General features: G+C 45.2%; 20 protein-coding genes. 10 read left to right on the top strand and 10 right to left on the bottom strand.

Annotation, left to right across the window (positions count from 1 at the left end):
* Positions 1 to 5 precede the first annotated feature (5 nt).
* Positions 6 to 2,423: a DNA topoisomerase (ATP-hydrolyzing) subunit B gene (gene gyrB, locus ACHUFI_RS20000; protein ID WP_394252379.1), complete on the top strand. Its 2,418-nt coding sequence runs from the start codon at positions 6 to 8 to the stop codon at positions 2,421 to 2,423.
* A 239-nt stretch (positions 2,424 to 2,662) separates the two neighbouring features.
* Here the strand turns inward: gyrB and ACHUFI_RS19995 are convergent, their stop codons facing one another.
* Positions 2,663 to 2,785, bottom strand: a complete 123-nt coding sequence (locus ACHUFI_RS19995; protein WP_394252377.1) for a hypothetical protein — start codon at positions 2,783 to 2,785, stop codon at positions 2,663 to 2,665.
* Positions 2,786 to 2,927: 142 nt separating this feature from the next.
* Here ACHUFI_RS19995 and ACHUFI_RS19990 point away from each other — a divergent pair, with 142 nt between their 5' ends.
* On the top strand, positions 2,928 to 3,362 hold the full coding sequence (locus ACHUFI_RS19990; RefSeq protein ID WP_009848140.1) for an Hsp20 family protein: 435 nt from the start codon (positions 2,928 to 2,930) through the stop codon (positions 3,360 to 3,362).
* Positions 3,363 to 3,580: 218 nt separating this feature from the next.
* On the opposite strand, the gene ACHUFI_RS19985 is transcribed toward ACHUFI_RS19990, so the two are convergent.
* The 4 genes from ACHUFI_RS19985 to glyQ all read right to left on the bottom strand — a co-directional run bounded on the left by ACHUFI_RS19985 (position 3,581) and on the right by glyQ (position 10,359).
* Positions 3,581 to 4,831, bottom strand: coding sequence for a valine--pyruvate transaminase (locus ACHUFI_RS19985; RefSeq protein WP_394252375.1), 1,251 nt, complete (start codon positions 4,829 to 4,831; stop codon positions 3,581 to 3,583).
* A gap of 254 nt (positions 4,832 to 5,085) precedes the next feature.
* A complete protein-coding gene (locus tag ACHUFI_RS19980; RefSeq protein WP_394252373.1) occupies positions 5,086 to 7,173 on the bottom strand; it encodes an alpha-amylase in 2,088 nt (695 codons plus the stop codon).
* A gap of 202 nt (positions 7,174 to 7,375) precedes the next feature.
* Complete coding sequence (gene glyS / locus ACHUFI_RS19975) at positions 7,376 to 9,442, bottom strand: glycine--tRNA ligase subunit beta (protein ID WP_394252371.1); 2,067 nt, start codon at positions 9,440 to 9,442, stop codon at positions 7,376 to 7,378.
* Between the two features lie 2 nt (positions 9,443 to 9,444).
* Positions 9,445 to 10,359: a glycine--tRNA ligase subunit alpha gene (glyQ, locus tag ACHUFI_RS19970; RefSeq protein ID WP_017632669.1), complete on the bottom strand. Its 915-nt coding sequence runs from the start codon at positions 10,357 to 10,359 to the stop codon at positions 9,445 to 9,447.
* A 419-nt stretch (positions 10,360 to 10,778) separates the two neighbouring features.
* On the opposite strand from glyQ, the gene ACHUFI_RS19965 reads away from it, so the two are divergent.
* The 3 genes from ACHUFI_RS19965 (at position 10,779) to ACHUFI_RS19955 (ending at position 13,211) form a co-directional block, all read left to right on the top strand.
* Positions 10,779 to 11,333, top strand: a complete 555-nt coding sequence (locus ACHUFI_RS19965) for a TMEM165/GDT1 family protein (protein WP_394252368.1) — start codon at positions 10,779 to 10,781, stop codon at positions 11,331 to 11,333.
* A 179-nt stretch (positions 11,334 to 11,512) separates the two neighbouring features.
* Positions 11,513 to 11,773, top strand: a complete 261-nt coding sequence (locus tag ACHUFI_RS19960) for a hypothetical protein (protein WP_394252480.1) — start codon at positions 11,513 to 11,515, stop codon at positions 11,771 to 11,773.
* A gap of 106 nt (positions 11,774 to 11,879) precedes the next feature.
* Positions 11,880 to 13,211, top strand: a complete 1,332-nt coding sequence (locus ACHUFI_RS19955; protein ID WP_394252366.1) for a helix-turn-helix transcriptional regulator — start codon at positions 11,880 to 11,882, stop codon at positions 13,209 to 13,211.
* A gap of 26 nt (positions 13,212 to 13,237) precedes the next feature.
* On the opposite strand, the gene opgC is transcribed toward ACHUFI_RS19955, so the two are convergent.
* Together opgC and tusA are read right to left on the bottom strand one after the other, a co-directional pair.
* Positions 13,238 to 14,347, bottom strand: a complete 1,110-nt coding sequence (opgC, locus tag ACHUFI_RS19950) for an OpgC domain-containing protein (protein ID WP_394252364.1) — start codon at positions 14,345 to 14,347, stop codon at positions 13,238 to 13,240.
* 96 nt (positions 14,348 to 14,443) lie between these two features.
* Positions 14,444 to 14,692, bottom strand: coding sequence for a sulfurtransferase TusA (tusA, locus tag ACHUFI_RS19945; protein ID WP_394252362.1), 249 nt, complete (start codon positions 14,690 to 14,692; stop codon positions 14,444 to 14,446).
* 148 nt (positions 14,693 to 14,840) lie between these two features.
* Here tusA and ACHUFI_RS19940 point away from each other — a divergent pair, with 148 nt between their 5' ends.
* Together ACHUFI_RS19940 and ACHUFI_RS19935 are read left to right on the top strand one after the other, a co-directional pair.
* The gene (locus ACHUFI_RS19940; RefSeq protein WP_137359543.1) at positions 14,841 to 15,026 is read left to right on the top strand and encodes a hypothetical protein; all 186 of its coding nucleotides are present in this window, start codon (positions 14,841 to 14,843) and stop codon (positions 15,024 to 15,026) included.
* A 138-nt stretch (positions 15,027 to 15,164) separates the two neighbouring features.
* Positions 15,165 to 16,106: a LysR family transcriptional regulator gene (locus ACHUFI_RS19935; protein ID WP_394252360.1), complete on the top strand. Its 942-nt coding sequence runs from the start codon at positions 15,165 to 15,167 to the stop codon at positions 16,104 to 16,106.
* Between the two features lie 86 nt (positions 16,107 to 16,192).
* On the opposite strand, the gene acuI is transcribed toward ACHUFI_RS19935, so the two are convergent.
* From acuI to fadB, 3 genes are all read right to left on the bottom strand, one after another.
* Complete coding sequence (gene acuI, locus ACHUFI_RS19930) at positions 16,193 to 17,173, bottom strand: acrylyl-CoA reductase (NADPH) (RefSeq protein ID WP_394252358.1); 981 nt, start codon at positions 17,171 to 17,173, stop codon at positions 16,193 to 16,195.
* Positions 17,174 to 17,406: 233 nt separating this feature from the next.
* Positions 17,407 to 18,570: an acetyl-CoA C-acyltransferase FadA gene (gene fadA, locus ACHUFI_RS19925; RefSeq protein WP_394252356.1), complete on the bottom strand. Its 1,164-nt coding sequence runs from the start codon at positions 18,568 to 18,570 to the stop codon at positions 17,407 to 17,409.
* Positions 18,571 to 18,596: 26 nt separating this feature from the next.
* Positions 18,597 to 20,768 (bottom strand): fatty acid oxidation complex subunit alpha FadB, encoded by a 2,172-nt coding sequence (gene fadB / locus ACHUFI_RS19920; RefSeq protein WP_394252354.1) that lies wholly within the window; start codon positions 20,766 to 20,768, stop codon positions 18,597 to 18,599.
* Between the two features lie 227 nt (positions 20,769 to 20,995).
* On the opposite strand from fadB, the gene ACHUFI_RS19915 reads away from it, so the two are divergent.
* From ACHUFI_RS19915 to hemG, 3 genes are read left to right on the top strand one after another with little or no spacing between them, the layout of a single operon-like run.
* The gene (locus ACHUFI_RS19915) at positions 20,996 to 21,619 is read left to right on the top strand and encodes a YigZ family protein (RefSeq protein ID WP_394252352.1); all 624 of its coding nucleotides are present in this window, start codon (positions 20,996 to 20,998) and stop codon (positions 21,617 to 21,619) included.
* Between the two features lie 34 nt (positions 21,620 to 21,653).
* A complete protein-coding gene (locus ACHUFI_RS19910; RefSeq protein ID WP_394252350.1) occupies positions 21,654 to 23,111 on the top strand; it encodes a TrkH family potassium uptake protein in 1,458 nt (485 codons plus the stop codon).
* 9 nt (positions 23,112 to 23,120) lie between these two features.
* Positions 23,121 to 23,648 carry a menaquinone-dependent protoporphyrinogen IX dehydrogenase gene (gene hemG, locus ACHUFI_RS19905; protein WP_394252348.1) on the top strand — a complete coding sequence of 176 codons (528 nt, stop codon included), beginning with the start codon at positions 23,121 to 23,123 and terminating at the stop codon, positions 23,646 to 23,648.
* Positions 23,649 to 23,718: the final 70 nt, after the last annotated feature.

The following is a 23,718-nucleotide window of genomic DNA, read 5'->3' as shown; positions in this document are numbered from 1 at the left end:
TAACTATGTCAGATAATTACGATTCATCGAGTATTAAAGTACTGAAGGGTCTGGATGCGGTACGTAAGCGTCCTGGAATGTACATTGGCGACACGGATGATGGTACCGGTCTGCACCACATGGTCTTCGAGGTGGTAGATAACTCTATTGATGAAGCACTTGCTGGTCACTGTAATGACATCATTGTTACTATCCATGAAGACAATTCAGTGTCAGTACGCGATGACGGTCGTGGTATTCCAACTGAAATGCACCCAGAAGAAAAAGTATCAGCAGCCGAAGTAATCATGACGGTTCTTCACGCTGGTGGTAAGTTCGATGATAACTCATACAAGGTATCGGGTGGTCTGCACGGGGTAGGTGTTTCGGTTGTAAACGCACTGTCTAAGCAAGTTACTCTTACTATCCATCGCGGTGGACAAATCCATACTCAAACGTATCACCATGGTGAACCTCAAGCACCCCTGGCTGCTGTGGGTGAAACGGAAACTACGGGTACAGAAATTCGTTTCTGGCCAAGTGAAGAGACATTCTCAAATGTACTTTTCCACTACGATATTCTAGCGAAGCGTCTACGTGAACTGTCGTTCCTAAACTCGGGCGTTTCTATCAAGCTTGTTGATGAGCGTGAAGAAGATAAATCGGATCACTTCATGTTTGAAGGTGGTATTCAGGCGTTCGTTGACCATCTAAACACCAATAAAACCCCTATCATTCAGAAAATCTTCCACTTTGACCATGAACGTGAAGATGGCATTACGGTAGAAGTCGCAATGCAATGGAATGATGGTTACCAAGAGAACATCTACTGTTTCACCAACAACATTCCTCAACGTGATGGTGGTACTCACCTTGCTGGTTTCCGTGCTGCGCTGACGCGTACTCTGAACAGCTTCATGGATAAGGAAGGCTTCTCTAAGAAAGCGAAGACAGCGACATCTGGTGATGACGCTCGTGAAGGTCTAACTGCAGTTATCTCGGTAAAAGTGCCAGATCCTAAGTTCTCTAGCCAAACCAAAGACAAGTTGGTTTCTTCTGAAGTGAAATCAGCGGTTGAATCAGCAATGGGTGAAAAACTGTCTGAGTTCCTAATTGAGAACCCGACAGAAGCGAAAACGGTTTGTACTAAGATTATTGATGCAGCTCGCGCTCGTGATGCTGCTCGTAAAGCTCGTGAAATGACTCGTCGTAAAGGCGCGTTAGACCTTGCTGGCCTTCCTGGTAAACTTGCTGACTGTCAAGAAAAAGACCCAGCAGTTTCTGAACTATACATAGTGGAGGGTGACTCGGCAGGCGGCTCCGCAAAACAAGGCCGTAACCGTAAGAACCAAGCGATTCTTCCACTAAAAGGTAAGATCCTAAACGTAGAGAAAGCACGCTTCGATAAGATGCTGTCTTCACAAGAAGTGGCAACCCTAATCACAGCACTTGGCTGTGGTATCGGCCGCGACGAATATAACCCAGACAAACTGCGTTACCACAACATCATCATCATGACCGATGCCGATGTCGATGGTTCGCACATTCGTACGCTACTGTTGACCTTCTTCTACCGTCAAATGCCTGAGCTTATTGAACGTGGCTACATCTACATTGCTCAGCCGCCGCTTTACAAAGTGAAGAAAGGTAAGCAAGAGCAGTACATCAAAGATGAAGATGCAATGAATCAATATCAAGTCTCTTTAGCGCTTGATAACGCTTCATTACACGTTAACCCTGAAGCGCCAGCTTTAGCTGGTGAAGCTCTAGAAAAACTGGTTCAGCAATACAATTCAGGCATTAAGCTTGTTGAACGCATGAGCCGCCGTTTCCCACATGCATTGATGCATGAAATGATCTACATGCCTCGTCTAACTGCAGAGCAGTGTCACGATGAAGCAGCAGTAGAAGCGTGGGGTAAACAGCTAATTGAGCAACTGAACGCAAAAGAAGTTGGTGCAAGCCAATACTCGCTAGAAGTTGAAAAGCATGAAGAGCTAGGCCTGAGCCTACCGAAGATTGTTGTTCGCACTCATGGTGTGACGCATGAACATGTGCTAAGCGTTGAGTTATTCAACTCAAAAGAATACGGCAAGTTAGCAAGCCTAGCAGAAGCTCTAAACGGCCTGATTGAAGATGGCGCTTACATTAAGCGTGGTGAGCGTACTCAAGCGGTAACGAGCTTTGTTGAAGCATTGAACTGGTTAGTTAAAGAGTCTCGTCGTGGCCTAAGCTTACAGCGATACAAAGGTCTAGGTGAGATGAACCCAGATCAGCTTTGGGAAACTACCATGGATCCGGAAACTCGCCGTATGATGCAAGTAACGATTGAAGATGCAGTCGGTGCAGACCAACTGTTCACGACACTAATGGGTGACCAAGTTGAGCCGCGTCGTAACTTCATCGAAGAGAATGCACTTAAAGTAGCAAACTTAGACGTTTAGTATCTTTGATACTTCGTTCTTTCGCTTAATTTCTGTGTCAGAGGTGCTCACATACATTCGTATGCTCCGCGCCTCTTCCTTGAACTAAAACGAAATAGCTTCGTCTCAAAAAACTAAAATATTTTAAAGCACTGTCCATTGGATGGTGCTTTTTTTGTATATGTAAGATGTTGAAAAACATTGGGTTAGAAAAATAATTGGAAATAATCCCTTGAAACTATTTTGCTCAATCCATATATCTATTTGTGAAGAGGATAGCTGTCTTGCTCTACAAGAGAAGAAACCGAACCTTCATTACCGCTGACGAAGTATCGCTCAACAGAGGATAACTTTAGCAGTACACAACTTAAAAATTGATTCATTGTCATGTCCCAGTGTTGTCGCCAACAGAGGTGAAACCCGAGGAATGCGAATTGAATCTCTTAGCTGTTTACTGGGTCATACACAGGTTCGATCTAAGTAAAATTCACGGCTAAGACTATTGCTTACTAAAAGGATAGCATTATGAGAACTGTAGATTTCACTCCACTTTACCGCAACGCAATCGGCTTCGATCGTCTATTCAACATGATGGAAGCGAACACATCGAAGAACTCTTCTGGCGGTTACCCTCCATACAACATCGAGCAAAAAGATGAGAACAACTACCGTATTACTATGGCCGTTGCTGGTTTTGCTGATGACCAATTAGATCTTACTCAGAAAGAGAACATGCTAATTGTTAAAGGTGAGCGTAAAGCAGAAGCAGAGAAAACCTTCGTATACCAAGGTATCGCAGAGCGTGATTTCGAACGTAAATTCCAACTGGCAGACTACGTAAAAGTGGTAGGTGCGAGCATGGAAAATGGTCTTCTTCACATCGACCTAGAACGCGAAATCCCAGAAGCGATGCAACCACGTAAGATTGCTATCAATGGTAATAGTCTACTAGAAGGCTAATACCCGTCATACTTGAAGCTACAGCGTTGTCGACGTCGTAAATTCCCCCTAATCACATAGGTTCCCTATGCTCATGGGCTGAATTTTCTAGTCAGCCTAGCTGAACCCCCAATTATTTAGGGTATTCAAGTGACAAAAACAATCGGGAAGTAAAAGTGAAAGAGCACCTCATTAGGTGCTCTTTTTGCATTTGGTCTACGGTAAGCTAAAAGCTCCGGTTACTGCTCTGAGTAAGCCTTTTTCACTTCTTCAGCAATAATCTTAATGCCTTTTTGCATCGCTTCATCGTCTTGAACATAGTTCATACGTAAGCACTGGTGAGCATGATCCCACTCATCTTCTTGACCGATAAAGAAGTATTCACCTGGAACAATCAATACGCCACGAGCTTTTAAGCGGTCATACAGTTCCATTGTCGTGATAGGCAATTCATCAAACCATAACCACAAGAAGATAGCGCCTTCAGGTTTGTGGATACGAAAACGTGGGTCGTCGATAGCGTCTTGTAGCAGTTCAACGGCGCGCAAAGACTTCTCTTTGTAGAAAGGTTTAATCACTTCGCTGCTTAAGCGCAGTAAGTCACCGTTCTCAATCATGTGGTTGGCAATCGCAGGGCCTACACTGCTTGGCGCTAAGCTGATGATGCCATTCATGTTGGTGAGTGCTTGTGTTACTTCTTCACTCGCAATCACGATACCGCAACGCACACCTGGCAAACCAAGCTTAGACAGGCTCATACACAGAATCGTATTTTCATTCCAGAACGGTTCCACGTCTTCAAAGATGATGTTTGGAAATGGTAGGCCGTAAGCGTTATCGATCAGTAGCGGGATATTGTTTTCACGCGCGAGTTTGTCCAACTTACGCACTTCTTCGTCTGTCAGCACGTTACCCGTCGGGTTGGTTGGACGAGATGCACAGATAGCGGCCACCGAGTCATCAACTTTTAGCTGTTCAAAATCGACGTGGTATTTGAACTGACGGTTTTCTAGTAGCTCGATCTCTGGGTGGTAAGAGATAAAGATGTCGTCATCAATCCCTGCATCACCGTAGCCGATATATTCAGGTGCGATCGGCAGCAAGATTTTCTTGTGTGAACCGTCAGGCTGCTGGCCTGCAAGCAGGTTGAATAGGTAAAAGAAGCCGCTCTGACTGCCGTTAGTCAGGCTGATGTTTTTCTCGCTGATGTCCCAACCATAAGTCTCTTTTAGCATCGCAGCTAATGACTTAATGAAGCTGTCTTTGCCCTGCGGACCATCGTAGTTGGCGAGGGCGGCGATGAGTTCTCCACTGGCGAGCATGTCGGTACTGGCTTGGTTAAAGTAATCGAGCATGGCTGGGATAGCGGCTGGGTTACCACCACCGAGCATGATTGCCCCAGGAGTGCGCAGGCCATCATTCAAATCATCCATTAAACGAGTGATTCCAGAGTATCGATTAAACTTTTCACCAAACTTAGAGAACTGCATTACTTATTTTACCTAATTCATTGTGATTGCTTGTTATGTGTCAGTAAGGCAGACCTTATGCCTGCCATCAGTGTATTCCTTGAACATACCGCAATGTTTTTGCGACGCATAGCGCCAAATGCTCTAACACGAAAAAAACTTCTATAAAGTTTGGTTAATGAGTAACAGCTTGCTTATTGAACGCGCTTTTGGTGATCAAAAAAGGGAAGCCGAAGCTTCCCCTTTGATTAATTTCGTTTGAGAACCGTGCGTGTTTACTTCGAACCGGTATACACCACCAACACCTTGTCGTCTTGGTATTGGCGTTCGAAGGCGTAATAGCCTTTGTTGTTGCGGATGATGTGCTTACCCTGCGCGACGGCTGGGTGGCGTTGGCGGAATTGGCCAAGTGCTTGCCAGTGTTCTAGCAACTCTGCACGTTCACCGGTGATTTGATCCCATGGCATATCCGAGCGAGTGCCTTGCATTGGATCGGAACCTGTTGGGCCAAAGTCACGGGCGATTTCATCACCGTAATAGATCTGTACCGTGCCTGGAGCAAGCATTAATGCATTCGCGGCTTTGGTTTGTTTAGCAAAGTCACTGCCGTGCTGTGTCCAGAATAGCGAGGTATCGTGAGACGATAGGTAACTCAACACGTTGAACTCGCTGTCAGTGTTGATCTTCTCTGCGTAGCGGAGGTAATCAGCATCGAGATCGGATAGACACTTAAGCGCCTTTGGTGCGATATCGCTTTGGAATTCAAAGTTGATGATCGAATCAAAGCCGTTAGCGAAGTAATCTGACTTCACCACGCTGTGTGCCCAGACTTCGCCGGTCATCCAAAATGGTAAGTCATCTAAGGCTTTGTCTGGGTAGCTCTGTTTCCATTCAGCCAGTGCTTGGTTGGTGCTCTCTTTTAGCTCTGCCCAGGCTTCGAGCTCAACGTGTTTTGCTGTATCGACTCTAAAGCCATCCACACCGTATTCACGTACCCAGTCTGAAAGCCAAGTGATGAGGTGGTCACGAGGTGTTTTGAGTTCATCAGTCGCGCTGGTGGATTTGTTGCGATAGAAATTCGGTAGCCCTGTCGTTTCCGTCGATTCTGTTTTGAAATCAGGTAAGTGCGCCAATGACATGGTCAGGTTGTTGTAACCCGGAGAGTCGTAAGCACCGATATCGCTACGCAGCCAGGCTTTGCCCCACCATTTTTCCCACGCTTCTTTGTCACCGTAAGAGATGTAGTTGTTGAAGTAGTGCCAGTTCTGACCTTTTTCGGGTTGCCAATCTGTCCAGTTCTCACCAAGCGTTTTTGTTGCTTCTTCATCACTCAGGTTGAGCTTACCAAAGTCGAACTCCTGCATATCGGCCAGGGTAGCGTAGCCAGTGTGGTTCATGACGATGTCCCAAACGACACGAATACCTTTGCTGTGCGCAGTATCGATGAAGGTTTTTAGCTCGTCTTCGGTACCCATGTTGTCATCTAGTTTGGTCCAATCTTGATGGTAGTAACCGTGGTAGCCATAGTGTTTGAAATTACCACTGTCACCACCGCCAACCCAACCATGTATCTGCTCTAAGGGAGACGTAATCCAGATAGCATTAGCACCGAGTGATTCAATGTAGTCGAGTTTTTCGGTTAAGCCTGCTAGGTCACCACCGTGGAAGGTGCCGATTTCATCTTGTCCGTCTTGGCTACGGCCGTAGCTATTGTCATTGTTAGGGTTACCATTGTAGAAGCGGTCGGTCATCACGAAGTAAACCGTGGCGTTGTCCCAACTAAAATCCGCTTTGGTCTCAGGCTCTACCTTTTCTAGTAATAAGACGCCTTGGCTACTTTCTGCTGGTTGCATGGTGACACTGCCGTTAGTGACCGTTGTTTGTTTTCCGGAAAGGGCATCTCTGACCAAGGTGCCATCATCAAAGGTTAGAGCTACATTGATGGTTGTTGGCTCGCCACTCGGCACTGGGCAGGCAAAGCTATGTACTTGTTGCTGTTTTGGCTTTATTTGAACCGTTAACTCATTGGTTTGTGGGTTGAGCGTAAATTGGTAGGTATTCGCACGAAAGACCTTAATGGAGAGCTCAGACTTCTCGGCGCAATCGTCTAGGCGAAGGGGTTTATTGAATTTAATGCGACTCTCTTCCGCCAGTGCATAGTTGGTGCCACAGGTGTTTTTACTGTCGCTGATAGAGAAGGTATAGCTACCTTTAGCGAGTTCCTGTTCTGCGATTACAGTGCCTTTGCCTGTTGATTCGAATACCACGATGTCGTTATCAATCGTCAGTAATAGGCTGTTGTCGCTGGTTTGGCTGCATGCGCTGAGTGCAAGCATTGAAAGTGCGAGTACTGTTTTTTTCATTGTTCCCTTCCCCTGAATAAACAGGTCAGTTATAGCAAACAATGCCCTCTACAGTCTGAGCGCTGATTCATTCAGATAATCAATAACACCTCTACAAACAAATGCTTGGTTCACAAAAACAAAAAGGGAAGCTTTCGCTTCCCTTTGGGTGTTTACCTTTGGTTACTCTGAGTTGGACTTAGAGCACCTGTCTCACTCGTGCTTATTTTTGCAGTAGAGAGATGTCAGCAATTTGTAGGAACAGGTTACGTAGGTTATTCAGTAGCGTTAGACGGTTCTTCTTAAGCGCTTCGTCATCAGCCATAACCATTACGTTATCGAAGAAGGCATCAACAGGCTCACGTAGAGCTGCTAGCTTGCTTAGGGCTTCTTGGTAGTTACCTGTAGCGAATGCTGGCTCTAGTGCTTCTGTCATTACTGCAACGTTTTCAGCCAGTGCTTTCTCTGCATCTTCTTGAAGAAGTGCCAGATCGATGTCTGCTGCTAGCTCACCATCGAATTTCGCAAGGATGTTACCTACACGCTTGTTCGCTGCTGCTAGTGCTTCTGCCGCTTCCAGTTCACGGAAGTGAGAAACCGCTTTAACACGTTGGTCAAAGTCCGTTGGCTTCGTTGGACGATTCGCTAGTACCGCTTGGATGATGTCGACGCTGAAACCAGCATCTTGGTACCATGCGCGGAAACGACCTAGCATAAAGTCGATAACGTCAGCTTCTACGTTGTCGTTGGTTAGCTTGTCGCCTAGTAGCTCTTTCGCTTTACCGATAAGGTCAGTTAGGTCTAGGTTGTAGCCGTTTTCAACGATAATACGCAGCACACCTAGTGATGCACGACGTAGAGCGAATGGGTCAGAACCTTTTGGTGCTTGGCCAATACCGAAGATACCCACGATAGTGTCTAGCTTGTCTGCCATTGCTACCGCTGAAGAAATACCTGTGCTTGGTAGGTCATCACCGGCGAAACGAGGCATGTACTGTTCGTAAAGTGCTAGTGCAACCTGCTCGTCTTCACCATCGTGAGTCGCGTAGTGCATGCCCATTACACCTTGAGTATCCGTGAATTCGAATACCATAGATGTCATTAGGTCACATTTAGCCAGTAGGCCTGCGCGCTTAGATTTCTCAACGTCAGCATCGATTTGCTCAGCGATGTAGCCAGCAAGCTCTGTGATGCGGTCTGTTTTGTCTTTGATCGTACCCAATTGCTTCTGGAAGATAGCTTGGTCGAGTTCAGGAAGACGGTCGATCAGCGGACGCTTACGGTCGGTGTTGAAGAAGAATTCAGCATCTGCAAGACGTGGGCGTACAACTTTCTCGTTACCTTCGATAACGTGGCGAGGCTCTTTAGACTCGATGTTTGATACGAAGATAAAGTTAGGAAGTAGCTTCTTGTTTTCATCGTAAACAGGGAAGTACTTTTGGTCACCTTTCATGGTGTAAACCAAAGCTTCAGAAGGTACTTTTAGGAACTCTTCTTCAAACTTCGCTGTAAGAACGACTGGCCATTCAACCAGAGACGTCACTTCTTCAACAAGGTCATCTTCTAGGTCAGCAATACCGCCAACCGCTGCTGCCGCTTTTTGCGAATCAGCTAGGATGATCGCTTTACGCGCTTCGTAGTCTGCCATGACTTTACCGCGTTCTTCTAGGATCGCAGGGTATTGGTCAGCAGAGTCGATTGTGAACTCTTGTTCGCCCATGAAACGGTGGCCACGAATAGTACGAGCAGAAGCGACACCTAGGATTTCGCCTTCAATCAGCTCATCACCCAGTAGTACAGTCAGTGTCTTCACTGGACGGATAAATTGAATGTCTGAGTTACCCCAGCGCATTGCTTTAGGAATTGGTAGGCCAGCTAACGCTTTCGCTGCAATGTCCATCACCAATTCTTGAACGGGTTTGCCTGCAACTTCTTGCTTGAATAGCAGCCACTCGCCTTTGTCGGTTTTCAGACGGTCAGCTTGCTCAACAGTAATACCGTTACCACGAGCCCAACCTTGTGCTGCTTTAGTCGCGTTGCCTTCAGCATCGAATGCCACAGAAACAGCAGGGCCACGCTTCTCAACCACTTTGTCTGCTTGGCCTTCAGCCAGAGCCGTCACTTTAAGTGCAAGACGACGAGGTGCGGCGTACCACTTGACGCCTTCGTGAGAAAGCTCAGCCGTTTTAAGACCAGCTTCAAAGTTAGAAGCAAAGGCTTCTGCTAGAGAACGAAGTGCTGTTGGTGGAAGCTCTTCCGTACCCAGTTCAATTAGAAAATTCTTCGCCATGATTACTTATCCTTCTTACACATTGGGAAGCCAAGCGCTTCACGTGACGCGTAGTACGCCTCAGCAACTGATTTAGTCAGGTTGCGGATACGAAGGATGTAACGTTGACGCTCTGTTACAGAGATAGCTTTACGCGCATCAAGGATGTTGAAGGCGTGACCAGCTTTTAGAATACGCTCGTAAGCTGGAAGCGGCAGTGGCTTCTCTAGCTCAAGTAGTTCTTTACACTCTTTTTCGCACTGGTCGAAGAAAGTGAATAGGAAATCTACGTCTGCGTGTTCGAAGTTATAGGTTGATTGCTCAACTTCGTTTTGGTGGAAGATGTCACCGTAAGTCACGTTAGAACCGTCTGGTGCTACGTTCCATACTAGGTCGTAAACAGAATCTACTTCCTGGATGTACATTGCTAGACGCTCGATACCGTAAGTGATCTCGCCAGTAACTGGCTTACACTCAAGACCGCCAACTTGTTGGAAGTAAGTAAACTGAGTCACTTCCATGCCGTTTAGCCATACTTCCCAACCAAGACCCCATGCGCCTAGCGTTGGGTTTTCCCAGTTGTCTTCTACGAAGCGAATATCGTGAACCAGCGGATCGACACCAAGAACTTCAAGTGAGCCTAAGTACAACTCCTGAATGTTATCTGGAGATGGCTTTAGAGCAACTTGGAATTGATAGTAGTGCTGCAGACGGTTCGGGTTTTCACCGTAACGACCATCGGTAGGACGACGTGAAGGTTGAACGTATGCCGTTGACATTGGCTCTGGGCCAAGTGCACGTAGACATGTCATTGGGTGAGAGGTGCCGGCACCTACTTCCATATCCAAAGGTTGCACAATGGTACAACCGTTTTGAGCCCAATAATCCTGCAGCGCGAGGATCATTCCCTGGAAGGTTTTGATATCGTATTTTTGCATAGTCAGGTTCGCGCGATTCTTCTGAATGAATTAATAAAAATAACCATTGAGTATACCCAGATATTCGTAAAGCGAGTAGAGGTAATCTTGTTTAATTAGTGGTCTAAAATGTCGTTTAGTGGATTTTTTTACCTTTAATCGCTGTTTTTCGGCGTAAGGGGATTTTTTGACAAGTTTCTTACTTGTTTTTAGCGGTCTGAGCGAATAGAATTTCGCGGTCTTTGGGGAGTAGCCTGCTTGTTTCGCTTTCACGCAGAACAAGTTCGTTCGTCAACATAATTGGTGCAAAATCACCATGGCGTCCGAGACTCATCGCCTGATGAGTTTAGCAAGACCTTAGACAAACATCGTGAACCGGGGTGGGGCGCGAGGTTTGTCTTAGGTTAAATATAATAATCCTCACCCCAAATGAGTATGTCGTGAGCGTTTTAGCAATTTCAATTACCACTGTCGCACTAGCAGAAATCGGCGATAAGACCCAGCTGCTGTCGTTGCTGTTAGCCAGTCGGTACCGTAAACCAATTCCAATTATTGCCGCTATCTTTTTAGCGACTATAGCCAATCATGCCCTTGCTGCTTGGCTTGGCGTAGTGGTCGCAGACTATCTGTCACCTGAAGTTTTAAAGTGGGTGCTGGTGGTCAGTTTCTTAGCGATGGCTGGCTGGATTTTAATTCCAGATAAACTGGATGATGACGAGAAAATTTCCAATCGAGGTCCGTTTATCGCGAGTTTTATTGCATTCTTTATTGCAGAGATCGGTGATAAAACGCAGATCGCGACGTCGATACTTGGCGCGCAATATTCAGATGCGCTTACTTGGGTTATCTTAGGGACGACAATAGGCATGCTTCTGGCCAACGTGCCTGTAGTGATTATTGGTAAGTTATCCGCTGATAAAATGCCGCTAGATTTGATTCGTAAAGTGACCGCGGTATTGTTTGTTGCATTAGCAACTGGCGCTGCAATTCTATAGTGAATGAATGGTAATTTTCGATTTAAATATCAATAGATAAAGAATGTTATTTTAGATCAAATTCTCGTTCGATAAGCGGTGCGAGTGTGGGCGCTGACACATATTTGTCACACTTGTCATGCTACTTTAATCTTGTGATCGGTTTTTATCTTTAACGATATTAGCAAGAGGGCATGACTATGTTAACGCGCTATATGGGGATAACCCCAAAAAGCCAAAGTTACTTGTTTACCTTTGGTCTCGCACTGACCTTGTTGGGGATGGTGTTGACAAATATGTGGCTACCTATGGTGGCAGGGGCAATCATTATGACAGGCCTTGCCGTGGAAGCTTGGATACGAGCGGCCCATATTATTCCGATGCACCAAGAGCTACGTACCATGAGAAAGCAGATCGATAAGCTTCAGTCAGATATTCGAACTATTGAGTTCAACGAATAAATAAAGGCAGCCGTTTGGCTGCCTTTTTTGTTTGAATCTTTGAAGTGTCACGTAAAGCATTTCGGGCGATATTGCTAGACAATGGAACGCAATAGAAACTGCTGTTATGCGACAGTTTTCCTTTATTTTTCGAATTGTAGAGGCTATAGAAATTCAGCTTCCTCGTAAGCTGGATATCAAGGCGTTGTCTGCAATATTGAATGTCAGTCGTTGGCATTTACAGCATGAATTCAAACGCTTTACTGGAATGAGTGTCGGGCGCTACTACCGCTTACGTTTATTGACGCTAGCAATTAGTGAAGTCGCTAATTCGAATCAAAGAATTCTTGATATTGCACTGGATTTTGGCTTCGAATCTCAAGAGGCTTTTTATCGTGTGGTAAGGCAAACCTTCGAAGTGTCCCCCAAGAATTTTAGGCGCAACCGCGCTTTAGCTAAGTTTATTGGTATCCCTCCCATTGATATTTTCTATTTAGAGTTTTTCCAACGTGTTGAGAAAGACGCTCCAATGGAAGTTATTTTTTCATCCTGTGAATTGATGGGCGTTTATCGTAATTTCTCATCAGTATTTTTTGAGCCGCAAGACGTCTCAACTGGTGTGAAGGAGTTGTGGGATAACTTCAGCCAGACAACGTGTCATTGGCCCCACGAGAATCGTCAGTATTTTACTTTAGAATATCGGAATAACTGTTCTGGACGTTCAGGGCAATTTCAAATGCTAGCGACTTGCGATGGCGAAGAAGAAACAACGGTTTACCCCCTTGCCAAGATTCATATTAGCGAGCGAAAAATGTGGAAGTTTACGCTGCCAAACGAACAGTTTATTCCTGCACTTTTTGTGTTTCTTCATCGAGTATTTTGCCCGCAAAACAAACTGGTGTTGTGCCGGTTACCTTTTATTTGGCAGTTAGGTGAGCAGGGGCAATTGCAGTTCTGGGTGGAATTAAAGCCGTCACAAGCGTTGAATGTTTTGCCTCCTAGTGTTCAATATTTGGATGAATCGGTAATGTTGAAACCAAGACTCTTTGGAGAGCTTTCGGCACAGGCTATTCCTGAACATTTGGTTCAAAAAAGCCAGCGTTTGGAGTACGTTCTCGATCGTTATCAAGCTTTGCTTCCAATCATCAACGCTGGGAAACAGCATTTGTTGATAGGAAGAACGACCGAGCATGATTACACCCCGCAGCATGATTTCCAGGTAAACCTTTTCACTGAAGGTGGAGCACGCTCTATGTGTCTTGAAGAGGGGAAATATTTGAAATGCGGTTTGATTGGAAGCTTGCGTGAGATAGGTGAAGACCTAGATAGCGTATATTTTTCGCATTTAAGTGAGTCTCGCTATTTTTTGAGACAGGGCTTTGAATGGATCACGTGCGCGGAAAAAAGGTCGGGTGAAGAATGGTATATCGAGCTGTTGATCCCGGTCGCGAAACGCTAACCGGGATGGTCGAAAGGGTAAAGCCTTTAAGAGTGGCTGGTTTTCGAGGTCAATTTTGTCGCTTGGTTTTTTTCTCGGTAAAGTGGAGGAATGTATAAGAGCAGGGTTGTTATGATTATCCCCACGGCAATACTGAGTTGGAAATTAAAGAAACCGAGTACCAAGGGTGCTATCGAAAAAATCACCACGTAATGCCATGCAAAGACGTGGAGTGAGTGCCGACCTAATAATGCGAGTGGTTTGAACGTTAACAATCTAGGCCAATGCTTTATGACGAAAGCAAACAAATATACAAGCAATAATAGGTTGAATACCCGCAGCCAACCAAGCAGAGGTTTATCAGCGATTTGATAAAGCGTTCCTTGGTGAATGCCATATTGCGCAAAGACATTTCGATTGAGAATGAAAATAATCAAGACTGCAATGACGACGAATATGGTTGCCGCTCGGTACTTAAACCAATTGATTGGTTTATGGCGAGCAGTAAACCCTAAACACAGCCCTGCTACAAATAAAAGCTGCCATGCGAGCCAACTGAAGTAGCCTGTATTGAGTGTCCCCTCAGAAAAAAATGGGTTAAGCATTGAGGCTAAGTCGATATATCGACTGGACTGCCAGATCAATAAGCTAAGCACTATTACCCACACCACTCGTGCTTTTTTGAGTTGATGAATGACAAGAGGAGCCATCGCCAAAAATGCCACATACATTGGCAAAATATCAAAGTAAGCTGGTTTGTGAAGCATCGGAATACTTGTGATTAATGCCATCAATTTGTCAGACAATAACCAAGGAAATAGCCCACCGTAAAAATCTTGAGTTGCTGGAACAAAAGCTATGTATAGGCTGCAGATAACCAAAACCATCAGGATGGCACCCATGTGATAGCAATAAAGTTGTTTGGATCGGCTGAATAATTTGGTTCGATTCAAGGCGGTGTCGGAACCTGTATAAATCAGCCCGACCATTAACCCTGAGATAAAAATAAATCCTTCCGCAGCACCCACTTGGCCAAAAGGCTGCAAAGTGAAATATTGTATATTGGCCCATCCCACGGTAATCCAAATAAAGTGGTTGATGGTCATTATGAGTAATAAAGCACCACGAATGGTGTCAATGGATTGATTTCGTTGCATAAAAATTCCTCCCTAAACAATGACAGTCTATGAGGAGGAATTTTTTAAAAACTGACGGATTGTGCGGTATTGGAGTAAAACGCGAGGAAGCGAGGTTTAATCCATCCCTTTTTTGATCAGATATTGATAAGGCAGTTGCTCTGTTTGCGCGCCAATGAGTTGGTGGTCCATAAAGCGGCAAAAGCTTGGGATGTCTCGCGTTGTCGATGGGTCATCTGCTTTAACCAACAACACTTCGCCATTTTGCATGCTTCTAATCGTCTTCCTGACCATCATTACCGGCTCTGGGCAGCGCAGTCCTTCCGCTTCTAATGTATTGGTTGCTAGCTCAGGATCGAATGTCATGTTTACTTCTCTATATGTACTTAACGCAAAGAATGATACGTCTGCAGAAAAAATATGCAATAACCTCTTGGCAAACAGAATCATTTCCTATAAATTAATTAACAAGTTGATAACAACTTCTCGGTGACAACTTAGCTAAGGAGTGGCGATGTTGACAGGTTTAGACAGATTAACGATTTATTCAGTACTGTGCTTTATTTCATTTTGTGCACTGGTACTGAGAACACCTGCAGAGGCTTCATTAATGCCACTTGCAGGTATGAGCGCAACAATTTTTGGTATTTGGGTAGAAATGCGCCGCTGGCATGGCATTTCTGAAGAGCAAGAACATTAATCCAGACCATTTAACGAAATTCCGATACGACATTCCGACACTATCCCCAGTTTTCTTGGGCTTCCCCGCTGAAAGGCGGGATTTTTTTTGCCTGAAGCATGGTATAACAGAGGCAGAATCACGACTTAGGTACTGAGTGTGGAATTAGAAGAAATTTATCGCCGCGACCTCAATCTACTGGTTGCATTAAAAGTTCTTATCGAAGAAGGCAGTGTAAGCCAAGCGGCTATACGGTTGAACCTGAGCCAATCTGCAACGAGCCGCGTGCTAGGCCGATTACGCGAGTTATTGGATGACCCATTATTTACCCGCCAAGGGCAGCGTTTGTTACCAACAAGTAAAGCGTTGGAGATCAGTCAGCAGATTGAGCAGCCATTAGAATCTTTCCGCCAACTTCTCACACCAAGTGAATTCAATCCTTATTACTGCAGTGAACGGTTTTTGATCGCAACGACGGATTATGCGATGCAAACCATTTTGCCTTATGCGTTACCTAAGATTTATGAGCAAGCTCCGAACATTTCTTTGGAGTTTGCGCCATTGCAGCATGAGCATTTGTTTAAGCAGCTGAGTACCGAAAAAGTCGATATGGCTATTTGTCGCCCAACGGGGTCGGTGTCTCCTTTGCATAGAGAGGTTCTGGGGCAAGTCGGCGTGTCGTGTTTAGTGTCAAAAACTCACCCTTTGGCAAAGCAGCCGCTTTCTTTAGAGGATTATGTCAACCTCCCTCATGCCATGATTGCCATCAGCGATGGGGTAAAAGCTTTACTCGATAATGCATTGGCTAATCAAAATCCACGTAGAATGGTATTACGTGCTTACCATTTAGAAGCTGCGCTTGCGATAGTGGATAAAATGCCGTTGGTGATTACAGTGCCCGCTGATTTGGCGTATTTAGTGGCAGAACGATACGATTTAGTGATTAAACCGCTGCCGTTTGATTTTATGCCATTTGATTACTCGCTCATTTGGCATGCTCGTTGTGATACGTCTGAATCTCAGCAATGGCTAAGGCGAATTGTAAAAGAAGAATGTGGCAAGCTGATTAAAAAGAGAATTGCGGACATTGGATTAGGGTAGTGAAATCAAATAAAGGGCTGATGTTGCATCAGCCCTTTGCTGTTAACGCTTCATCGCTTTGATTGCGACTATGAAGCGCATGTGGATTAAAGTTTGATCACCACGCGACCTGTAATCTGACCGTTTGTAATATCTTCAGCCGCTTTAATCGCGTCATCCAAAGACACTTCTTTGGTTGCTTGCTCGTAGAAAGAGGCAGGCAGTAATTCTGAAAGTTGCTCCCACGCTTTAATGCGTTTTTCGCGAGGGCACATCACAGAATCAATGCCTTGCAGGCGTACGTTACGTAAGATGAATGGCATTACGGTTGTTGGTAAATCGAAACCACCGGCTAAGCCACAAGCTGCTACTGCGCCGTTATAATCTACTTGCGCTAGTACTTTCGCCAATACTTTGCTGCCGACCGTATCAATAGCGCCTGCCCAAAGCTGCTTTTCTAATGGTTTTGCTGGCTCTTCTAGTTCAGCACGTTCAACAATGCGTGTCGCACCTAGTGATTTTAGTAGTTCACCATTTTCAGATGCACGACCTGTTACCGCTGCTACCTTGTAGCCTAGTTGGTTAAGCAAAGTAATTGATACGCTGCCTACACCACCACTTGCGCCAGTGACTAGGATTTCACCGTCTTCCGGTTTAATGCCTGCATCTACAATAGCTTGAACACAAAGCATTGCAGTAAAGCCTGCTGTACCAATCGCCATGACTTTCTTAGCGTCTAGACCTTTAGGCATAGGCACTAACCAGTCACCGTTTAGGCTTGCTTTCTCAGCCATGCCACCCCAGTGGCCTTCACCGACGCCCCAGCCTGTTAAAACGACTTCGTCGCCTTCTTTATATCTAGGGTCATCCGATTGAGAAACCACACCAGAAAGATCAATACCAGGCACCATTGGGAAGTTACGAACAATGCGCCCTTTGCCTGTGATTGCTAAACCATCTTTGTAATTCAAAGAAGAGTAGTTAACGTTAATTTTTACGTTACCTTCTGGCAGTTGAGACTCTTCGATTTGAGATACTGCAGCGATGGTTTTTTTATCTTCTTGGTTTAGTACAAGTGCTTTAAACATGTTGTTCTCCACTGAGGGAATATTAGGAATCTGCCAATAACTTTAGACGACAAATCTTCGAAAAAATAATGAAACTTCAACATTTAAACTATGCATAAAACGCATACTCTAACTTCTTCCCTTGAGTTTAAGTAAAGAAAAAGCGCAATCACGAAAAACATGAATTGCGCTTTGGAAGGGAGGTTCGTTATTGACGCTTAGCGAGAGCAAGATTCACTAAGCGTAGTTATCAGCTATGGACGTTCAAAGACCGTTGCAATACCTTGGCCAAGGCCAATACACATGGTCGCCAATCCATACTTCGCATCTTTTGCTTCCATCAGGTTGATGAGCGTTGTTGAAATACGTGAGCCTGAACAACCTAGTGGGTGACCAAGAGCGATAGCGCCACCATTGAGATTTACTTTCTCATCGACTACATCAAGTAGGCCAAGGTCTTTAGCACATGGTAGTGATTGAGCAGCAAAGGCTTCGTTTAGCTCGATAACGCCCATATCTTCAATGCTTAGGCCGGCACGCTTCAACGCTTTTTGCGTCGCAGGTACTGGTCCGTAACCCATGATAGAAGGATCGCAACCTGCAATAGCCATCGACTTCACGCGAGCGCGAATCTTAAGACCAAGCTCATTGGCTTTTTCTTCACTCATAATAAGCATCGCTGAGGCGCCATCAGACAGAGCTGATGAGGTGCCTGCTGTTACCGTGCCGTTGGCAGGGTCAAACACCGGGCGAAGTTGAGATAAGCCTTCAACCGTGGTCTCAGGGCGAATCACTTCATCGTAATCCAGTGTAAACAGTGAACCATCGGCAGCGTGCCCTTCTGTTGGTAGGATTTCGTTTTTGAAACGACCTTCAACAGTAGCGGCTTGTGCACGAGCGTGTGAACGAGCGGCGAATGCATCTTGGTCTTCACGGCTAATACCATGCAGTTTGCCAAGCATTTCAGCGGTTAAGCCCATCATGCCTGCGGCTTTTGCTACGTTTTTTGACATACCCGGGTGGAAATCTACACCGTGTGTCATTGGTACGTGGCCCATGTGCTCTACACCACCGATCAGGCAGATCTCGGCATCACCAACCATGATTGAACGTGCTGCATCATGCAGAGCTTGCATAGATGAACCACATAAACGGTTAACGGTGACCGCACCAATCTCAATTGGTAGGCCTGCCAATAGAGCCGCGTTACGCGCCACGTTAAAACCTTGCTCTAGGGTTTGTTGGACACAACCCCAGTAGATGTCTTCAATTTCTGAAGGGTTTACTTGTGGGTTACGCTCTAGAATGCCTTTCATCAGGTGTGCAGATAAATCTTCAGCACGAGTGTGACGGAAAGCTCCACCTTTGGAACGTCCCATTGGGGTGCGAAGGCAATCAACAATAACTACATTATTCATTTTGCTATTCCTTTTCCAAATGTGGGTTACAGAGAACTGGCTTGTTGAGCGTCGTAAAAGCTTTCGCCTTTCGCTGCCATATCAAGCAATAGTTGAGGAACTTGGTACATTGCACCTAAGTCTTGGTAGCCTTTCGCCATTTCAACGAAGTTACCAATGCCCACACTGTCTAAGTAGCGGAATACGCCGCCTCGGAATGGAGGGAAGCCTAAACCGTAAACCAGTGCCATATCCGCTTCTTGCGGTGTCGCGATAATGCCTTCTTCAAGGCAAAGTACCACTTCGTTGATCATTGGAATCATCACACGTTGGATAATTGTTTGGTCATCAAAATCTTGTGGTGCTTGGCATACATCGGAAAGAACAGGAAGAATTTCTTCTGAGAAGGTCTTCTTAGGGCGACCGCGCTTGTCTACGCTGTACGTGTAAAAACCGCTGCCATTTTTCTGGCCGTATTTGTTTGCTTCATATAATGCATCAATCGCATCACGACCTTCTTTGCCCATGCGCTCTGGGAAGCCTTGCGCCATGACTGCTTGTGCGTGGTGTGCTGTATCTAACCCAACAACATCAAGTAGGTATGCTGGGCCCATTGGCCAACCGAACTTGCGCTCCATCACTTTATCGACTTTAGTGAAGTCTGCACCGTCACGTAGTAGCATGCTGAAGCCACCGAAGTAAGGGAAAAGCACACGGTTTACGAAGAACCCTGGGCAGTCGTTAACCACAATAGGTGATTTACCCATTTTTGCAGCGTACGCAACCACTCGGTTGATGGTTTCATCAGAGGTGTGCTCACCACGAATGATTTCAACCAAAGGCATGCGATGCACTGGGTTGAAGAAGTGCATACCACAGAAATTCTCTGGGCGTTTTAGCGATTTAGCTAATAAGTTAATTGGGATCGTTGACGTGTTAGAGGTAATAACGGTGTCTTCGCCTACTTGGCTTTCGACTTCGTTTAATACAGCTGCTTTTACTTTTGGATTTTCTACTACGGCTTCAACAATCACGTCAGATTGTTCGATACCTGCGTAGTGTAGGCTAGGGGTAATTGAAGCAAGAATACCCGCCATTTTGAAACCGTCTAGTCGGCCGCGTGATAGGCGTTTGTTCAGTAGTTTAGACGCTTCGTTCATACCAAGATCAAGTGAAGCTTGTGCGATGTCTTTCATCATCACAGGTACGCCTTTCAGTGCAGATTGGTAAGCGATGCCGCCACCCATAATGCCGGCACCTAAAACGGCTGCTCGCTCAGTATCTTTTTTGGCCGATTTACCAGCTTTCTTCGCTAGGCCTTTGATGTATTGGTCATTAAGGAACAAGCCCACTAGCGCTTTTGCTTCTTCAGATTTCGCGAGTTTAACGAAGTGTTTACGCTCAATATCTAATGCTGCATCACGGTCGCTACGTGCAGCTTCTTCAATAGCGATAACGGAAGTGATTGGTGCTGGGTAGTGTGGACCTGCTTTCTGAGCAACCAAGCCTTTCGCCATGGTAAAGCTCATCATTGCTTCAAGCTTGCTTAGAGACAGCGCTGATGTTTTCTGTTTGCGACGTTGTTGCCAATCTAGCTGTTCATTGGCTGCAAGAGATACCGTGTTAATCGCTGACTCTAGCAGTTGGTCGGTCTCTACAATCGCGTCTAACAAGCCAACCTTTAATGCTTCATCTGCTCGGCAAGCTTTGCCTTGTGTGATGATTTCCATTGCGCTGTCTGCCCCGATAACGCGAGGTAAACGCACACAGCCACCAAAACCGGGCATGATGCCAAGTTTGGTTTCAGGAAGACCAATGCTGGTGGTTTTGTCACCAATGCGGAAGTCAGTGGCAAGTACACACTCACAACCGCCGCCTAGAGCGTGGCCGCGCATCATTGAAAGGGTCGGAACAGGTAAATCTTCTAATTTACTGAAGATGGAGTTTGCGAATCTTAACCACTCGTCTAGCTCAGCTTCTGGCTTAGCAAATAAGCCTAGAAATTCGGTGATGTCAGCACCAACGATGAATGCGTCTTTGTTTGAAGTTAAGATCAATCCACGTAAACCGGCATGAGCTTTGAGTGCATCAAGGGCTCGGTCTAGGGATTCTAAAGTAGCAAGGTCGAGCTTATTCACAGAAGCTGGAGCGCAGAAACTCAGTTCGGCTATTCCATCTTGTAATTCCTTTACCTGTAGGGTGTTAGCTTGGTAAATCATTGTCTATCTCCATGACGTACAATCCACGATTGCGTGAGAGAATTCTTGTTGTATTTATATCGTAAAATATCTTCTGGTTAGACCAGTTGTCTCAGTGTGTACTCGCCTTACTGTAAATTCAATACATTTTTTAAACAATTGTTTAACATTGTGCGTTGGCACAGATCTCTAACGGTTATTGAATGTGCGTGATACACTTTATCTTCCTCATTAATAAAGCCATCACTATGAATGACCAGCCTTACCTTATTCCGCTGCAATCTGCGTTGTATGAAGAAGAAATAAAGAAGAGTGTGTTCATTACACATCTTGCTCATACTCCAAGTGTAGAATCTGCTAAACAATTTGTTGAGCAGGTAAAAACAGAACACGCAGCAGCGCGTCATAACTGTTGGGGCTTTGTAGCTGGTAGGCCAGAAGATTCCATGAAGTGGGGTTTCAGTGATGACGGTGAACCATCGGGTACTGCAGGCAAGCCGATACTTGCTCAGCTTTCCGGTTCTGGGGTGGGTGAAATTACTGCGGTCGTGACACGATATTCTGGTGGAATCAAGCTAGGTACTGGCGGGCTAGTGAAAGCTTATGGCGGCGGTGTGCAACAAGCTCTCAAGCTGCTTCAAACTATCGAGAAAAAAATAACCACAATTTTGCGCCTAGAGTTAGACTATGCTTTCGTGCCAATCGCACAATCTATCATGTCGCAGTTTGAAGCAAAGGAAGTGCAAGCCGACTATGGCGTCAATGTTGTCATGATGGTTGAGATAGAAGTGCTTCAAATCGATGGGTTTATGGAAACCATCATCAATAAAAGCGGTGCTAAAGCACTGGTGTCAAAATTAGATAATAACTAGGAAGTTTGAAGCCTATCGCTTCGTCATATTTGTAATGCAATTTCGCTCAATTATTCGTATCGTCGGGTTATTGCTGGCACTGTTTAGTGTGTCCATGCTTGCCCCTGCTTTAGTCGCTTTGATCTATCGAGATGGTGCGGGTGTACCTTTCGTTACGACTTTCTTTGTGCTGCTATTTTGTGGTGCAGTATGTTGGTTTCCGAATCGTCGCCATAAACATGAACTCAAAGCCCGTGATGGCTTTTTGATCGTGGTACTGTTCTGGACGGTAATTGGTAGTGCGGGTTCCCTGCCATTCCTGATATCAGATACTCCCAATATTTCAATTACGGATGCTTTTTTTGAATCTTTCTCCGCCCTGACGACTACGGGTGCCACTGTGATTGTCGGCCTGGATGAGCTTCCTAAAGCAATTTTGTTCTACCGACAATTTCTACAGTGGTTTGGCGGTATGGGTATCATCGTGTTGGCGGTAGCCATTTTGCCTGTGCTTGGTATCGGTGGTATGCAGCTTTATCGAGCTGAAATACCTGGCCCAGTTAAAGATAGTAAAATGACACCGAGAATAGCCGAAACCGCGAAAGCACTTTGGTATATCTATCTAAGTTTAACCATAGCCTGTGCTGTGGCGTTCTGGCTTGCGGGTATGAGTGCCTTTGATGCGATCAGTCATAGTTTCTCTACCATAGCGATCGGAGGGTTTTCCACTCACGATGCAAGCATGGGCTATTTTGATAGCCATACCATTAATATGATTACCGTTGTTTTCTTATTGATCTCAGCCTGTAATTACTCTCTGCACTTCGCTGCTTTTGCTTCTGGAGGGGTGCATCCAAAATATTATTTGAAAGACCCTGAGTTTAGGGCTTTTATCTTCATACAGGCTGTCCTGTTCTTTGTTTGCTTCTTATTACTATTGAATCATCACTCGTACGATTCTTATTATGATGCATTCGATCAGGCTTTGTTTCAGACAGTATCTATTTCTACCACAGCTGGCTTTACCACCACTGGCTTTTCAGAATGGCCTCTATTCTTACCTGTTCTATTATTATTCTCTTCTTTTATAGGGGGATGTGCAGGCTCTACCGGTGGCGGCATGAAAGTCATCCGAATTTTACTGCTTACTTTACAGGGCGCTCGTGAAATGAAGCGTCTTGTTCACCCTAGAGCTGTTTACACGATTAAAGTCGGTGGTTCGGCACTGCCGCAACGTGTAGTTGACGCGGTGTGGGGCTTTTTCTCTGCATACGCGCTAGTCTTTGTGGTTTGTATGTTGGCATTAATCGCAACCGGTATGGATGAGCTGAGTGCCTTCTCTGCTGTAGCGGCAACTCTGAATAATTTAGGCCCCGGATTAGGCGAGGTAGCGCTTCACTTTGGTGACATCAATGACAAAGCCAAGTGGGTACTCGTAGTCTCAATGCTGTTTGGTCGTCTAGAAATCTTTACTTTATTAATATTACTCACCCCTACGTTTTGGCGTAGTTAAGGATAGGTTGTGGCAAAAGCGCTATTTTTGTATTCGAGCCGTGAAGGGCAAACCAAGAAAATACTTAGCTATATAAAAGATGAGTTATCTGATTTTGAGTGTGAGATTGTCGATCTGCATTCAGCAGGCAATCTAGATTTTGGTGGCTATGATCGAATATTGATTGGTGCTTCTATCCGTTACGGTCACTTAAATAAAAAGCTATATCAGTTTATTGAGCAAAACCTAGACCAACTGGAAAGTAATAAAGTAGCGTTCTTTTGTGTCAACCTGACAGCTCGCAAAGAAGACCAAGGTAAAGATACTCCAGAAGGCAGTGCTTATATAAAAACATTCCTCAAGAAGTCGGCTTGGCAACCAAGCTTGATTGGCGTATTTGCCGGTGCACTTTATTATCCACGCTATAACCTGTTTGATAGAACGATGATTCGCTTCATTATGACAATGACTGGCGGGGAAACGGACACTTCGAAAGAGGTGGAGTATACAAATTGGAAAAAAGTGTCCTTATTTGCAGATAAATTTAAGAACTACTAGTTTAAAAGGCTATTTACAGGGCGTTTTGATGGCTTTTTGCTCGAACAGGCAAAAAAGTCAGAAAAACTGA

This window comes from Vibrio profundi (assembly GCF_043642225.1).
Classification (GTDB): Bacteria; Pseudomonadota; Gammaproteobacteria; order Enterobacterales; family Vibrionaceae; genus Vibrio; species Vibrio profundi_A.
The sequence above is the reverse complement of the archived record's forward strand: the minus strand, read 5'-3'. Positions and strand labels throughout refer to the sequence as shown.